This is a genomic window from Agrobacterium tumefaciens (genome assembly GCF_013318015.2).
GTDB classification, from domain to species: domain Bacteria; phylum Pseudomonadota; class Alphaproteobacteria; order Rhizobiales; family Rhizobiaceae; genus Agrobacterium; species Agrobacterium tumefaciens.
Genome location: NZ_CP115841.1, coordinates 2017708 through 2032005, shown reverse-complemented (window position 1 = coordinate 2032005; position 14298 = coordinate 2017708). Strand labels below are relative to the sequence as shown.

Here is a 14298-nt window from a genome sequence, read left to right as displayed (position 1 = left end):
GGATCAGGAAGCCGGCGATTTTTTTCGTTCCGCCACGGCAATGCCGGCCAGCGCCATCACCAGCGCCGCGATCTGGTAGGGATGCAGGGTTTCGCTGAGGACGATGACGGAGAGAAGCGTGCCGAAGACGGGGACGAGGTTGATGAAAAGGCCGGCGCGGTTGGCGCCGATCTGCTCCACGCCCTTGATGTACAGGATCTGGGCGATGAGCGACGCGAAGATGGCGGCATAGACCACCAGCACCCAACCCTTCTGATCGGGCCAGACGACGTTGTCGCGTGAGATTTCCCAAAAGACCAGCGGGACTGAGGTTAGGAGGGCGAAAAAGGCTGGGATCGCCATCAGCGTGCGCCAGTCCACGATTGGTTTCCAGCGCAGGATGACGGTGTAGATGGCATAGACCAGCACCGCCAGCAGCATGATGGCGTCGCCGGCATTCATCTCCAGTTGCAGCAGCGAGACCGGATCACCATGCGAGGCGAGAAGCGCCACGCCGGCAATGGTGAGACAGAAACCGGCGATCTGGCCGAACAGCACGCGAGTGCGGAACAGGATGAAGTTCAGCACGAATATGACCATGGGAATGCCCGCCTGGATGACGGCGGCATTGATGGCGGAGGTGTGCTGAAGCGCGGTATAAAGAAAGACGTTGAAGGCGGTGTAACCGATACTGCCGAGCACGAAGAAGTAAGGCAGGCGTTTTTTCACCACCGGCCAGTCCTTGATGAGCTGCGGCAAGGAAATGGCGAAGATGATGGCGACGGCCAAAACCCAGCGCAGGAAGGTAAACGCCATGGGGCTGATGTGGCCGACGGCGAGCTTTCCGGCAACGGTATTGCCACCCCAGCAGAGCGTGGCGATGATGAGGGCGAGATAGGCTTTCGAAGGCACGCTGATGTTTCGCTTCTTCAAGGGGCGGGAAAAGGCTAAGGGGTGAATAGCGGCCTTGTGTCCGCGCTTGTCCCCCACGGGGCGAGATAATGCGGAATTCGACGTTTTGTCACGGAAAAAGCAAAATTCACCATAAGAAACAGGGTCGCTTTCCGTAAAACAACGCAGTATACATTCGCGGGTTTGGGTTTCCCATCGGGTTATCGGGCGCGCAAGCGCCATGAGCAGGAAAGCAAGAAATGACGAATGTTGTGGTGGTCGGCTCGCAGTGGGGCGACGAAGGCAAAGGCAAGATTGTCGACTGGCTGTCCGAGCGGGCAGATGTCGTCGTGCGGTATCAGGGCGGCCACAATGCCGGCCATACTCTTGTCATCGATGGCATCAGCTACAAGCTTTCGCTTCTGCCTTCCGGCGTCGTGCGTCCGGGCAAGCTCGCCGTCATCGGCAACGGCGTCGTGGTCGATCCGCATGCGCTGATCGCTGAAATCGGCCGTCTGGAAGTGCAGGGCGTAAAGGTTACGCCGGAAAACCTGCGCATTGCAGACAATGCCACGCTCATTCTTTCCCTGCACCGCGAACTTGATGGCATGCGCGAAGACGCCGCCTCCAACAGCGGCACCAAGATCGGCACCACGCGCCGCGGCATCGGCCCGGCCTACGAAGACAAGGTCGGCCGCCGCGCCATCCGCGTCATGGATCTGGCCGACATGGAGGCGCTGTCCGCCAAGGTCGATCGCATCCTGACGCATCACAATGCGCTGCGTCGCGGCTTCGGCGCTGCTGAAGTTTCGCATGAAACCATCATGGAAGAGTTGAGCTCGGTTGCAGAACGCATCCTGCCGTTCAGCGAAACCGTATGGCTGCTGCTCGACAAGAAGCGCCGCGCCGGTGCGCGCATCCTGTTCGAAGGCGCGCAGGGCTCGCTGCTCGATATCGACCACGGCACATACCCCTATGTCACCTCTTCCAACACGGTTGCCGGTCAGGCCGCTGCCGGTTCGGGCATGGGTCCGGGTTCGCTGGGTTATATTCTCGGCATCACCAAGGCCTATACGACCCGCGTTGGCGAAGGTCCTTTCCCGACCGAGCTGCATGACGAAATCGGCCAGTTCCTGGGCGAAAAGGGCCATGAGTTCGGCACTGTCACCGGCCGCAAGCGTCGTTGTGGCTGGTTTGACGCAGCGCTGGTGCGCCAGTCGGTCGCCACCAACGGCATCACCGGCATCGCGCTCACCAAGCTTGACGTTCTCGACGGTCTGGACGAGCTGAAAATCTGCGTCGGCTACAAGCTCGACGGGCAGGAAATCGATCATCTTCCCGCAAGCCAGGGTGCGCAGGCTCGTGTTGAGCCGATCTATGTCACGCTGGAAGGCTGGAAAGAATCTACCGTCGGCGCCCGAAAATGGGCGGATTTGCCTGCTCAGGCAATTAAATATGTCCGTCAGGTGGAAGAACTGATCGGGGCGCCTGTCGCGCTTCTGTCGACAAGTCCGGAGCGTGACGACACCATACTTGTGACTGATCCGTTTGAGGACTAATGTCCTCGGCGATCTAGATTCATAAACCATATCGGGCCGGTACGTCGCCGGTCACGACGAGAAAGTGCTTATGGCGGATTTTGTAGCAGTCATTCGCAAGGCCGTGGATGGCTTGGCGAACAATACTCCCGAAAACCGGGCGAAGGTTTACGACAAGGCGCGCAGTGCGGTTGTGCGCCAGCTCGAGAATATGAAGCCACGTCCGCCGGAAGAATTGTTGCGCCGGCAGATCGCCAAGCTGGACGCCGCCATAGCCGAGGTGGACAGTGAATATGCCGAGGCCTTGCCGGCACTGGAGGAGGATGATGCTTTCTCCCCCGTGGCGGAAGAGGTGGATGCTGTCTATCATCCGCAGGACGTTGCCGAAGAGCCTGCCGTTCATGCCGCCGAGCGGTACGAGCCGGTGGAGGAAGAGCCTGCTCCGGTTGTGCCCGCACATTCGGAGCCGGTTTATCCTGTCCAGCCAGAGCCGGTTTATGAAGAACCCGCCCGCGAAGAGGAGCCTCTCCCCGAAGAACCCGTCGCCGCTTTAATCCCGCATGAGGAGCAGCATTACGGCGCGCGTGAGCCGGAGGAGCTTTACGACGCACCCGAACCGCCCCGTGTCGCGCCGGTTCATGAAGCCGGTCCTCACGAGGAAGCCGGTACCTATTTCACCCGCGCGCATGAAGAGCCGGCCTATCAGCCGGAGGACGAGCGCGTTGACGATATCGCGCCTGAAGCGGCGGCCCCCCATGCCGATGATTCCGTGCCGCCCCATTGGGCGCAGCCGGTTGACGAGGATGACTGGCGCAAGCTCGAAGAAGCGCAGGACGAGGATGTTCGCCCGGCTGCCGAGGCCGAAGTGCGCCACGAGAGGGACGACCATTCCGTCGTCGCCGGTTATTCCGCTCAGCACTATCAGGCCCCGGATGTCAGCTTCGAGCCTGAGCGGCGCGACGGGAACGAGCATGCCGGTTACCGCGCTGCTGCCGATCACGATCCGATTTTTGGCGGGCACGACGATTTTTCCGAACCCCGGCAAACCGAAGACACGGCCCCGAAAAAGGCTGCTGTCGTCGAGGACTTCTCGTCCTATTTCGAGGACACGGATCTCGCGATCCCGCCGAAGGCCACGCCTGCGTTGCCGCGCGCCGATAACGATCCCTTCGATGACCGTGCCTCCAAGGACAACAAGGAGCGCACGCCCTGGGACGATCTGGACGAACTGATCGGCTATGATGGCGCATCGTCTTCCAGCCGGGCAACGACGAACGAAATGCCCGCTCTCGGTGCTGGTGCCGCGACGCCCGCTTACATGGTCAAGAAGAAGCCGCGCCGGAATTATGCCTCGCTGGTACTTGCGCTTGTGGGCGCCGGGCTTCTTGCCGGTGGTGGTTATGCGCTCTGGTTGAACCGTGATGCGCTGAACGACATGGTCGGTGGCCTGGTGCAATCGGCACAGAAGGATGGCGGCACCCAGACGCCTCCAGCCAATACGGCGCAGACGCCGACATCCACACCGCCAGCTGCCCAGCAGCCGCCCGCCAGCGGGCAGCAGCCGACGACAAGCCCCACCAACCATCAGGCGCAGCCGCATGCCGATGACGGGTCCGTCACCGGCACCAAGTTCACCCAGCGGCTTCTGGCCGACGGGACCGAGCGCGATGACGGGCCGGCGCCGGGCGCCAATGGCCAGCCCGTCACGGCGGAAGGGCAGTCGGTCTATGAGCAGAATGTCGCGCCGCCACCTGCGGGCGAGGCTCCGGCCAATACGGCTGCGGGTACTCCGGCTGGTACGCCGCCGGCACAGCCGCCTGCTGCGGCCGCTGCCGCCACGGGCGACCGCATGTTCCTCTACGAAGAAGTGCTGGGCCAGACGGTTCCGACCGCCATTCAGGGCAGCGTTTCCTGGTCCTTGCAGCAGGAGAACGACAATGAGGGTCGTCCGTCCGCAACGGTGCAGGGCCAGATCACGGTTCCAGGACGTGGCCTCAGCGCGCTCATCACCTTCAAGCGCAACACCGATCCTTCGCTTCCGGCAAGCCATCTGATCGAGATCGTCTTCTCGGTTTCGCCCGGCTTCGAAGGCGGCGCGATCGACAGCGTCCAGCGTATCGCGATGAAGAGCACGGAGCAGGATCGTGGTAACGCCCTGATCGCGGTTCCGGCCAAGATCACCGACGATTTCCACATGATCGCGCTTAACGACTTCCCGGATGCGATGAAGACCAATCTGGAGCTGTTGAAGAGCCGCAACTGGATCGACATCCCGGTTTCCTACCGCAACGGCCGCCGTGCGCTTCTGACCTTGCAAAAGGGCAATGACGGCATCGCCGCCTTCGACACGGCGCTACGCGAATGGGCGGCTGCAAAGCCCGCGACCGGTCAGTGATTTGTGTGGGGGATCGGCTAAAGCCGGTCCCCTCATTTCTTCCTTATGTCTTGCAAATAAAAAGCCCGCAGATCTCGCGATCTGCGGGCTTAGAAATTTACTGGCAAAGAATCTCACTCTCTCGTCACGCCGGACACCAAGGGGAGTGAGATGGGATGGCAGTCGAGCCAATTACTCCGTAGTCATCCTCGGGACAGGCCCGAGTATGACGTAGCCGATAAGTTCAGCCCCACTCTCTTAAAAAGACCGAGCCTTACGCATCCACCACGCGCAGCGCGCGGGCGGCTTCGAGGGCTTCCTTCTGCACCGCTTCCTGAACCTTCTCGAAGGCGCGAACCTCGATCTGGCGCACGCGTTCGCGGCTGATATCGAACTCGGATGAGAGTTCTTCCAGCGTCACCGGATCTTCGGCAAGGCGGCGGGCCTCGAAGATGCGGCGTTCACGATCGTTCAGCACGCCCATGGCCTTGGCCAGCATGCGGCGGCGGGTTTCCAGCTCGTCCTGCTCGATCAGCACGGCTTCCTGGCTTTCATGGTCGTCCACCAGCCAGTCCTGCCATTGGCCGGATTCGCCTTCGGATGCCTTGATGGGCGCATTCAGCGATGCGTCGCCGTGCAGGCGGCGGTTCATCGAGATCACTTCTTCCTCGGAAACCTGCAGCTTGGTGGCGATTTCCTTGACGTGTTCCGGCTTCAGATCGCCATCGTCGATCGCCTGGATACGGCCTTTCAGCCGGCGCAGGTTGAAGAACAGGCGTTTCTGGTTGGCAGTCGTACCCATCTTCACCAGCGACCACGAACGCAGGATATATTCCTGGATCGAAGCCTTGATCCACCACATGGCGTAGGTGGCCAGACGGAAACCGCGTTCCGGATCAAACTTCTTCACCGCCTGCATCAGGCCGACATTGCCTTCGGACACGACTTCGCCAATCGGCAGGCCGTAACCGCGGTAACCCATGGCAATCTTGGCAACAAGGCGCAGGTGGCTGGTGACGAGCTTGTGAGCGGCGTCGCGGTCGCCATGCTCGGCGTAACGCTTGCCAAGCATGTACTCTTCCTGCGGCTCCAGCATCGGGAATTTACGGATTTCGTCGAGATATCTATTGAGACCGGCTTCGCCGGCCGTAATTGTAGGCAAACTATTGCGGGCCATAAAGCACCCCCTTATCTATGGTCTGGAACGGCACCCTCATCGACTGGCGATTACTCGCCCAAGGCACACCGCTAGTGGCGGGTCGTTACCGACCCCGCACGAACCCACGTAACAAATATGTATGCACCCGCCGAGTTTCAAGCGAACACAGCGTTCACACATGCGTTATGTCCCGGCGACACCTTCTTTGACCTGTTTAACTTTCGAACGGTAAATTCGTTCCGAAAAACCACCGAGACCAGAGCGCACCATCAACTCATACATGACCCGCCGGCGGGTGGGGTTGTGCAGGCGAACGACCCGGGAGCCAAGAAACTCCGTTTCGACATGATCGAGTGTCTGCAAGTCGGGGCCAGAGGCAATCGCGTCCGCGTAGACAGCGTGAAATTCACGGCGGCAGACATAGGTCTTGTATTTCGTCATTGCGAAGCAGGCGAGGCTGTGGCCGTGGGTGCGCAGAAAATCGGCGACGCCAACGGTCACTTCCGGCCATGCGGGGTTGAAGGTATCGTCGAAGACGATGACGCCGTGCGGGGCGATCACCTCCAGCGCCAGTTTCGCGTCCGCCAGCACATGGTGCAGGTGGTGCCCGCCGTCAATGCTGAAGAACCTGACGGGACCAGTCCGCGACGTAATATCGGTGGGTGCGAGCCGGGTGCTGTCGCCCTTGATGATCAAGTCCTCATCCATCGCAAAACCCAACCGCCTGCCGTTTTCCATCAGGCGGTCATATTGGTCGAGGCTTCGGTCCGAGGGTGGGTCGAGTTCGAACAGGTCGACGCCCAGAACCTTTTCCTGCGGCTGCGCGAATTTGCGCAGCAGAAAATAGGAGCGGCCATAATAGACGCCGATCTCCGCCATGCCGCCCTTCAGGCCGTCCCTTGTCTGCGCCTGCAGCAGCGCCTTGAAGACAAGCGCGTCGGGTGGGTCGATATAGCCTTCGACGCTTCGTAATTCCTGAAAGATAAACTGGCGTTCATCGGTGTTCATGCGCGATAGATCCCGTCGTCATGCCGGTTCCGTTCAGCTCTGCGGATAAAACGGCGTTCCTTGCAACGTCTGTCTTTCGGCAAGCCAGAGGTCCGGCCACGGCATTCGCGGTGACGATTTCAAGCTTTCCGGGGTTCGAAGAGGTGCGACGATTGAAGCGGAATTGGGGCGGTCTACAAGAAAGACCATGTGGGGAATATCGCTATCCGCTAATCTCTTTTTATTTTCCGTGGCTTCCGGCAAGATGCACGGCGTGGTTTTTTTGACCTCGCCGTGCGGCATTTTCAGCTCCGCAGGGCGATGAGCAGTTCTTCCATATCATCAGGCATGTCTGTTTCGAATTCCATCACCTCGCCGGTGCGGGGGTGTTCGAAGGCCAGGAGATAGGCATGCAGCGCCTGTCGCGGAAAGCGGTTGACGGTGCTTCTTGCCGGTTCATCAAGCAGGTTCGCCTTGGTGCGAAAGGCCGCGCCATATTCGGGGTCGCCGATCAACGGATGGCCGATATGGGCCATGTGCACGCGGATCTGATGGGTGCGGCCGGTTTCCAGGCGGCACTCCACCATCGAGGCGAGGCAGGACGCATCCGCCTTTTCATGAAAACGTTCCATAACCTCGTAATGGGTTATCGCCTCGCGGGCATCGTCCGTGTCCTCGCGCTTGACGGCGCGTTTGGTGCGGTCGGCGCCGCGGCCGAGTGCGGCGTCAATGGTGCCGCGCAGCGTGCGCGGTCGGCCCCAGACGACGGCCTTGTAGGCGCGTTCCAGCGGGCCGGTGCGGCCGTGATCGGCAAATTGCGCGGCGAGATGGCGGTGTGCATTGTCGTTTTTCGCCACGACCATGACGCCGGAGGTTTCCTTGTCCAGCCGATGCACGATGCCGGGGCGCTTCACGCCGCCAATGCCGGAGAGGCTGTCGCCGCAATGATAGATGAGGGCGTTGACCAGCGTTCCGGTCCAGTTTCCGGCGCCGGGATGCACGACGAGACCGGCGGGTTTGACGAGCACGATCAGGTCGTCGTCCTCATATTCCACATCGAGCGGGATATCCTCGCCCTTGGGTTCGGGGTCTTCCGGCTCCGGCATGACGATCTCGACGCGGTCGTGCGGGTGCACCTTCTTTTTCGGCTCGGTCACCGGCGTGCCGTTCAATAAAACGGCACCCTGCTCGATCAGGGCTTTCAGGCGGCTGCGCGACAGATCGCCGCCAACTTCGCCCGCCAGCCACACATCGATGCGGCCTTCGGCGTCTTCGCCGGCAATCAGGACTTTCCTTGCGTCTCCGCCTTGTTTAAAGGGGTCGTTCATTCTTATTTTTCCGATCAATCAGCATTCTAGGGAACCCGATGACGCACATCGAGCAAGACGAACAGGAAGACAAGCCGCTTGATCCGGCCATGGATAAAGTTCGCCGCAAGATGATCCGTTTGCAGATCGTGTCGGGCTCCGTGATGTTCATCAGCCTTATGGCTGTGTTCGGCGCGGTTGTCTACAAGGCGGTAGGACCATCGAAAACCGTTGTAACGCAGAGCGTACCGCAAAATCTGGCGGTTCCCACCGGCAACGGACCGCTTGCCGTGACCGCCAGCCTGCCGCAGGGCTTTACAATCGACAATGTCAGCTATTCCGGCGGTGACATGCTGTTTTACGGCAAGCTTGCCAACGGCACCCGCAAGGCGCTGGTCTTCAACGTCGCGGCCGGCCGGTTTCTCGCCGATGTGACGGTCGATGCCCAGTGAGGATATTGATCCGGCGGGCGCGCATGCGCTCCTGGACGGTCGAGCTCTGATCCCGGTCGAAGACCCGGCCGATCCGCGCATTGCCGCCTTTCGCGATATTCGCGAGCGTGATCTCACCGGTCGCCAGGGCCGTTTCATCGCGGAAGGCACGGTTGTGTTGCGCATGTTGGCCGCCGCCCACAAGGCGGGTGGTGCTTTTGCGGCGGAAAGCATTCTCATCCTCAAGAACCGGCTTTCCGGCGTCGCGGATATCCTTGCCGATTTTCCGCCCGATGTGCCGGTCTATGTGGCGGAAGCGCCGGTGCTGGATGGCATTGTCGGTTTTCACCTGCATCGCGGCATTCTGGCGCTCGGCCGCCGGGTGCGTGACATTACGCTGGACGGGTTGACGGACGCGCTTCCCGCCTCGTCGCTGGTGCTGGTGGGCTGCGGCATTTCCAACCACGACAATTTGGGTGCGATGTTCCGCAACGCCGCGGCCTTTTATGCCGATGCGGTGTTTCTGGACGAGACTTCATGCGATCCGCTCTATCGCAAGGCGCTCCGGGTGTCCGTCGGTTCCGTTCTCTCGGTTCCCTATCATCGCGGCGGTGGTGCGGTGCAGATGCTGGAGCGGCTTTCGCAGGCCGGTTTTGCGATCTGGAGCCTTTCGCCAAATGGCGAGACCGAGATTCGCGATATTCCACGTTCGGAGCGCATGGCGCTGGTCATCGGCACGGAAGGCGAGGGGTTGCCGCAATCGGTACTGTCTCGGTTCCATACCGCCCGGATTGCGCAGTCGCCGCAATTGGACAGTTTGAATGCGGGGACGGCTTCGGGGCTGGCGCTTTATCAGATGGCGGGGGCGATAGGGCGGGTTTAGGTTTACCCTTTGCGCGTGGGGCTTACCCCCCTCTGCCCTGCCGGGCATAAGGGGGTGAGCCGCATACGCAAAGGCGTAGAGGTATCAACCCTTCCGCTTCTCCATCAACACACTCGCCCGCTTCGCAAGGCTCTCACGGCCGGTCGAGGCGGCGGCTTTCGCAAGCAGCCCCGGGATCGGCGATTTCTCGCCCTCCTGCGCTGCGGTGAGCGCGATCATCTGGGCGGCGATGCGGGCGATTTCGCGACGGATCGGTTCGTCGTTGCCGGTGCCGCGCACATTCAGAAGGCGTTCGGTGAGTGCCGTTCCCTGATTGCGGATATCCTCGATCTCCTGCTCCAGACCTTCCGGCGGCGTCGCTGCCGGTTCCATGGCGGTTGAGACCGGTGGAATGTCTGCCGCGACCACGGGCGCGATTTCGGGCAGGACGGGCGCCTTCTGCGGCTGGCTTGCGGTTTCCCCGTTCAGTACGGCGGGGTTGGGCAGACGAATGATCATGTCGTCGGCGCGGCCGCCGGTTGCGGCAAGCTGTTCCTTCAGGCGGGCAACCTCCTGATTGCGCAGGGTCAGCATGGTGTCGAGATCGGCATTTTTTGCCATGACACTGGCGATCTGTTCTTCCAGCCGGGTGACCTTGCGGCTTTCGCGCGCAACCGCCGTCATGGCCTCCTTGTTGCGGGCAGCGACATCCTGCAATTCGCGGGTCGCCGTTTCGCCCTCCTTGCGGAAACGCGAGGCGGTCTGTTTTGCCTGCTCGGCCTCCAGATCGCGGGTGGCGGCGAGGATTTTCGAATCATCCAGCTCGCGGGTCAGATTGGTGAGGCGAGCGGTGATCTCAGACATCTGGCCGGCACGCGCATTTGCGGCCTGTTCCTGCTCCAGAAGGTTTGCCTGTATTGCGCTCGCGCGTTCCTCGCTGGCGTCGAGTGCGCCTCGCAATTCGCCGATTTCCAGCGTCAATTCCTCGATTTTCAGCAAAAGGCCGCGGTTCTGCTCGCCGAGGCGATAGGCGTCGCTGGATGCTGCCTCGTTGGCGAGGCGGAGCGAGGTGTTCTTTTCCCGTTCGGTGTCCAGTTCCTGACGAACCTTGGCGTTTTCGGCGGCATAGAGCGCGCGTGCCATGTCCTTCTGGGCGCGAACTTCCTGGGGGCTGATGGGCATTGTCGCGCGCAGCCGGTTTTCCGTATAGGCAACGATGCGGCGATGGATCGCGGGCGCGATCAGCAAGGCCAGCAGGGTTGCGGTGAGAAAACCCAATCCGAAAAGAATGGCATATTCAATCACGCGAGACAGTCTCCGAAACTCAGATACGCGCGCATTCGGAAAGAGGAGCGCGAGAGCACGTTACGCTATTATTGCAACCGTTGGGAGGGGTATCGCCAAGGCAATTGCGCGGGGAGCCGCAAGAGTGCCTCCCCATCTCAGCGTCAGAAGGGGTTCCAGGTCGGTTCCTGGGTAAGCTTCAGGTAGCCGACATTGATGCCGAGGCGCGCGCCGATGCCGGTGCGAATGGGTGCCAGCGTGACATCGCTGCTTTTCAGATAGGTCATGCCGACGCCGGCGACGATGAAGGCGGAGCCGCTGACGCCGCCGTAACGGCGATAAAGCGAATCGACCGACGGCAGATTGTAGACCAGCATCATGGCGCGGGTGCCCTGGCCGCCGTAATCGAGGCCGAGCGACGGGCCTTGCCAGAAGACGGGATGCTGGCCGGCATTCTTGGTATAAAGCGTGCCTTCGCCATAGGTGAGGCCCGCGACGAAAGCGCCGGAGCCTTCCTGCCCCAGAATATAACCGTTCGGAAGACCGTATTGCTGGAAGGCGCGTTCCACCACCTTGGCGAGGCCGCCGGTGGTTTCACCGAAGAATCCGTGGCCTGCATCCACGACTTCCTGAAAAGAATATTGATCGCTGTTCTGGGCCGAGGCCGGTGCGGCCCACATCAAAAGGCTGGCAAGGAGCGCAAAAATCTTTCCCAGTCCGAGGCGTGCAATGGTGCGGGTTTTCGTAAGGCGCATCGTCATGTCCGTCCGTCTGTTCGTTGGTGCATCAGCCCGAAAATCCGAATCGATTTTCGGCAGGGCCCATGCGAAGATTCAAAGTTCCAGAGCATCCTTTATACGTCCGAACGGACGCAGGGCGCTCCAGGGTGGCCTGTTAAGGCATTTGGCATTTTGAAACCATCCTATTAACAATCGGTTTACCAAATATGGTGTCATTATGGCTTAACAATTTCCACACCGTCCGCGCCTCCCTTGCGCAGGAGAGAATTTTATGACGAGCAAACTCAATATCACGCTGTCCGGCCCCGATCTGGCAGCTCTTCTGTGCAGTCGTGTGTGCCATGACGTGATCTCTCCTGTCGGCGCCATCAATAACGGCCTCGAATTGCTGGACGAGGGCGGCACCGATGACGATGCGCTGGATCTCATCCGCACATCCGCTCTTAACGCATCCGTGCGGCTGAAGTTCGCCCGCCTTGCTTTCGGCGCGTCCGGCTCCGCTGGCGCTTCGATCGATACCGGCGAGGCTGAAAAAGCCGCCAAGGATTTCGCTGCCGCCGAAAAGAAGGCCGAAGTGACCTGGAACGGCCCGCGCGCCATCGTCGCGAAAAATCGTGTCAAACTTTTGCTCAACCTCTTTCTCGTGTCCTACAGCGCGATCCCGCGCGGGGGTAATGTGGATGTGGTGCTGGAAGACCCTGAGGGTGACGCCAAATTCGAAATCACCGTCAAGGGCAAGATGATGCGCATTCCGGCCAAATTCGCCGAGATCTACGAAGGCAGGCTGGAAGAGGCGGTCGACGCCCATTCCGTGCAGCCCTATTACACGCTGCTTCTGGCGGAGGAGGCCGATATGGCCGTGGAATACAAGGTGCATGAGGATCGCATCGTGTTTACCGCAAAGACGGTTGCCGCGTGATCGTTCAGTTGCAGAGGTAGTTTTGTGAAAGGGCCGGGTAGCGTTTTCCGACGCGCCGGCCTTTTTTGCTTTTGGGGAAGAGGTTCATGACACGTCTGACAACCGCGCGCCTCGTCCTGCGGCCGCACGCCATCACGGATGAAGCGCTTTATTGTGCGTTCTGGAGCGCGGATGTCCGGCCCATCGAAGGGGTCACATCGATTACGTCGCTGGACCCCGAAATCGCCTTTGCCCGTCTTTTGCGCTTCATCGGCCATTGGTCGGTCTTCGGCTTCGGTCCCTTTGTCGTGGAGGAGGCAAGCTCCGGGCGTATCGTCGGCGAGGTGGGCTTTGCCCATATGCGCCGTGGAAACGGCACCGATTTCGATGGCGTGCCAGAAGCGATGTGGAAAATCGATGCTGATCTGAACGGCAAGGGCGTCGCGACCGAGGCGGTGGCGGCGGCAACAGGGTGGTTTGATCGCAGCGGAATTTCGCAGCGGACCGTCTGCATGATCGACCCGCTCAACACCCCCTCGCTCGTCATCGCCGCCCGTTTCGGCTTCCGCCTGTTTCGCGATTCGACATTCCGGGGCAATCCCATCCGGCTTTTCGAGCGGGTGGTGGGGGTTTAGTACTGCGCATTCCCACCGTGCCGTCTCAATCGCGTTTCAGGGCGTCCTGAAACCTGTTCGAGGTCTCGGACGGTGGCGGTTTGAACCAAGGGTTGATCCAAGATCAATTTTTGGAGCTTCACATGCGCTATTTTCTTGTGGTCGCCATCGCCATCCTCTCCACCGCTGCGCCCGTGATGGCGGAGAACGCTATTGGTTTCAGACAGCTAAAATTGCCCGATGATTCGGGCACGCGAATGCTGAACCTGTCATTGTGGTATCCGTCCGCACCATCGGGAAAAACTGAGACAGTGGGCGAAAACGCTGCCTTTCATGGTCTCGAGGTTCAACCTGATGCGTCGTTTCTGGCCGGTTCCCGTCCTCTGGTGTTGCTGTCACACGGATTTGGCGGAAGCTGGCGCAATCTGAACTGGATCGCCGGTGAGCTTGTTCAGCAGGGTTATATCGTGGCCGCGCCGGATCACGCGGGCGAATCATTCACTGAAGAGAATGCGATGGAGATCGTGCCGTTATGGGAACGCCCGCGCGACATCAGCCGAACGTTGACGGCGTTGCTCGATAACGATCAACTCGCTGGAAAAATCGACAGGGCACGCATCGCGGTCATCGGCCATTCTCTCGGAGGCTGGACCGCCATGGAGCTGACTGGCGCCCGCTACAGCGCCGATCGCGCGCTAAAAGACTGCAATGCGGAGAAGGTTCTGCCGCAATGCAAGGCACCACGGTTGCTGGCCAAGGTCGGAATCGTTAACGGTGGCAAGGCCGATCCACGCCTTTCGATGGATTTGCGCGATGCTCGCATCCGCGCGGTGATTGCGCTCGACGCTGGCCCGGCTGCCGGTTTCCTGCCGGAAACGCTGAAACGTGTCGATGTACCGGTTCTGGTTCTGGCCGCCGGTGTGGAAACGCCCGAGATTGCCGCTATCAAGGCTGATTCGGAATATATCGCCCGCAATCTGCCAAAGGCGACCACGGTTTATCGCGAAATACCGGATGCCAGCCATTTCAGCTTCATGCAGACATGCAAGCCAAACGGCGAAAAAATCGTCGAGGAGCTTTCACCGGGGGAAGGTTTCGTCTGCCGTGACGGCGGTGGCAGGAACCGCCTGGCAATCCACCGGCAGATCGCGGAGGCGATTGTCGGCTTCCTGAACGTGGAAATGCATTAAGACAGGTGTTCGGGACGTCTCGATGAACCGTTGCGCGACGTCCC

At 60.6% G+C, this 14298-nt stretch carries 14 protein-coding genes; 7 read left to right on the top strand and 7 right to left on the bottom strand.

Annotated elements, in window-relative coordinates; genetic code table 11:
* Positions 1-3 precede the first annotated feature (3 nt).
* Entirely contained in the window at positions 4-891 is an 888-nt protein-coding gene (locus G6L97_RS10095; RefSeq protein WP_162686679.1) for a DMT family transporter, read from the bottom strand.
* Positions 892-1130: 239 nt separating this feature from the next.
* Here G6L97_RS10095 and G6L97_RS10090 point away from each other — a divergent pair, with 239 nt between their 5' ends.
* Together G6L97_RS10090 and G6L97_RS10085 are read left to right on the top strand one after the other, a co-directional pair.
* Positions 1131-2429 carry an adenylosuccinate synthase gene (locus tag G6L97_RS10090; RefSeq protein WP_003513983.1) on the top strand — a complete coding sequence of 433 codons (1299 nt, stop codon included), beginning with the start codon at positions 1131-1133 and terminating at the stop codon, positions 2427-2429.
* Between the two features lie 70 nt (positions 2430-2499).
* Positions 2500-4803 carry a hypothetical protein gene (locus tag G6L97_RS10085; RefSeq protein WP_162686680.1) on the top strand — a complete coding sequence of 768 codons (2304 nt, stop codon included), beginning with the start codon at positions 2500-2502 and terminating at the stop codon, positions 4801-4803.
* A 253-nt stretch (positions 4804-5056) separates the two neighbouring features.
* Here the strand turns inward: G6L97_RS10085 and rpoH are convergent, their stop codons facing one another.
* The 4 genes from rpoH to G6L97_RS10065 form a co-directional block, all read right to left on the bottom strand.
* A complete protein-coding gene (gene rpoH, locus G6L97_RS10080; RefSeq protein ID WP_003491840.1) occupies positions 5057-5959 on the bottom strand; it encodes an RNA polymerase sigma factor RpoH in 903 nt (300 codons plus the stop codon).
* 165 nt (positions 5960-6124) lie between these two features.
* A complete protein-coding gene (locus tag G6L97_RS10075) occupies positions 6125-6949 on the bottom strand; it encodes a class I SAM-dependent methyltransferase (protein ID WP_174002889.1) in 825 nt (274 codons plus the stop codon).
* Positions 6950-6982: 33 nt separating this feature from the next.
* The gene (locus G6L97_RS10070) at positions 6983-7231 is read right to left on the bottom strand and encodes a hypothetical protein (RefSeq protein ID WP_003513980.1); all 249 of its coding nucleotides are present in this window, start codon (positions 7229-7231) and stop codon (positions 6983-6985) included.
* A 2-nt stretch (positions 7232-7233) separates the two neighbouring features.
* A complete protein-coding gene (locus G6L97_RS10065) occupies positions 7234-8256 on the bottom strand; it encodes an RluA family pseudouridine synthase (protein ID WP_111784152.1) in 1023 nt (340 codons plus the stop codon).
* A gap of 38 nt (positions 8257-8294) precedes the next feature.
* Between G6L97_RS10065 and G6L97_RS10060 the strand changes: the two genes are divergently transcribed.
* Positions 8295-8687, top strand: a complete 393-nt coding sequence (locus tag G6L97_RS10060; protein WP_003513978.1) for a hypothetical protein — start codon at positions 8295-8297, stop codon at positions 8685-8687.
* Entirely contained in the window at positions 8677-9549 is an 873-nt protein-coding gene (locus tag G6L97_RS10055) for a TrmH family RNA methyltransferase (protein WP_025594351.1), read from the top strand. The genes G6L97_RS10060 and G6L97_RS10055 overlap by 11 nt, the downstream gene beginning before the upstream one ends.
* An 84-nt stretch (positions 9550-9633) precedes the next feature.
* Here the strand turns inward: G6L97_RS10055 and G6L97_RS10050 are convergent, their stop codons facing one another.
* Positions 9634-10833: a coiled-coil domain-containing protein gene (locus tag G6L97_RS10050; RefSeq protein WP_111784153.1), complete on the bottom strand. Its 1200-nt coding sequence runs from the start codon at positions 10831-10833 to the stop codon at positions 9634-9636.
* Between the two features lie 143 nt (positions 10834-10976).
* Positions 10977-11573 carry a DUF1134 domain-containing protein gene (locus tag G6L97_RS10045; protein ID WP_003513975.1) on the bottom strand — a complete coding sequence of 199 codons (597 nt, stop codon included), beginning with the start codon at positions 11571-11573 and terminating at the stop codon, positions 10977-10979.
* Between the two features lie 250 nt (positions 11574-11823).
* On the opposite strand from G6L97_RS10045, the gene chpT reads away from it, so the two are divergent.
* From chpT to G6L97_RS10030, 3 genes are all read left to right on the top strand, one after another.
* Entirely contained in the window at positions 11824-12471 is a 648-nt protein-coding gene (gene chpT, locus G6L97_RS10040) for a histidine phosphotransferase ChpT (RefSeq protein WP_003513974.1), read from the top strand.
* An 86-nt stretch (positions 12472-12557) separates the two neighbouring features.
* On the top strand, positions 12558-13085 hold the full coding sequence (locus G6L97_RS10035; RefSeq protein ID WP_111784154.1) for a GNAT family N-acetyltransferase: 528 nt from the start codon (positions 12558-12560) through the stop codon (positions 13083-13085).
* 122 nt (positions 13086-13207) lie between these two features.
* Positions 13208-14254, top strand: a complete 1047-nt coding sequence (locus G6L97_RS10030) for an alpha/beta hydrolase family protein (protein ID WP_174002887.1) — start codon at positions 13208-13210, stop codon at positions 14252-14254.
* The last annotated feature ends 44 nt before the right edge of the window (positions 14255-14298 follow it).

Bases quoted from the DNA above. Each gene is read 5' to 3' on its own strand.
- G6L97_RS10090 (WP_003513983.1), top strand. From the start codon at position 1,131: ATGACGAATGTTGTGGTGGTCGGCTCGCAGTGGGGCGACGAAGGCAAA.
- G6L97_RS10085 (WP_162686680.1), top strand. From the start codon at position 2,500: ATGGCGGATTTTGTAGCAGTCATTCGCAAGGCCGTGGATGGCTTGGCG.
- rpoH (WP_003491840.1), bottom strand. From the start codon at position 5,959: ATGGCCCGCAATAGTTTGCCTACAATTACGGCCGGCGAAGCCGGTCTC.
- G6L97_RS10075 (WP_174002889.1), bottom strand. From the start codon at position 6,949: ATGAACACCGATGAACGCCAGTTTATCTTTCAGGAATTACGAAGCGTC.
- G6L97_RS10070 (WP_003513980.1), bottom strand. From the start codon at position 7,231: ATGCCGCACGGCGAGGTCAAAAAAACCACGCCGTGCATCTTGCCGGAA.
- G6L97_RS10065 (WP_111784152.1), bottom strand. From the start codon at position 8,256: ATGAACGACCCCTTTAAACAAGGCGGAGACGCAAGGAAAGTCCTGATT.
- G6L97_RS10060 (WP_003513978.1), top strand. From the start codon at position 8,295: ATGACGCACATCGAGCAAGACGAACAGGAAGACAAGCCGCTTGATCCG.
- G6L97_RS10055 (WP_025594351.1), top strand. From the start codon at position 8,677: ATGCCCAGTGAGGATATTGATCCGGCGGGCGCGCATGCGCTCCTGGAC.
- G6L97_RS10045 (WP_003513975.1), bottom strand. From the start codon at position 11,573: ATGACGATGCGCCTTACGAAAACCCGCACCATTGCACGCCTCGGACTG.
- chpT (WP_003513974.1), top strand. From the start codon at position 11,824: ATGACGAGCAAACTCAATATCACGCTGTCCGGCCCCGATCTGGCAGCT.
- G6L97_RS10035 (WP_111784154.1), top strand. From the start codon at position 12,558: ATGACACGTCTGACAACCGCGCGCCTCGTCCTGCGGCCGCACGCCATC.
- G6L97_RS10030 (WP_174002887.1), top strand. From the start codon at position 13,208: ATGCGCTATTTTCTTGTGGTCGCCATCGCCATCCTCTCCACCGCTGCG.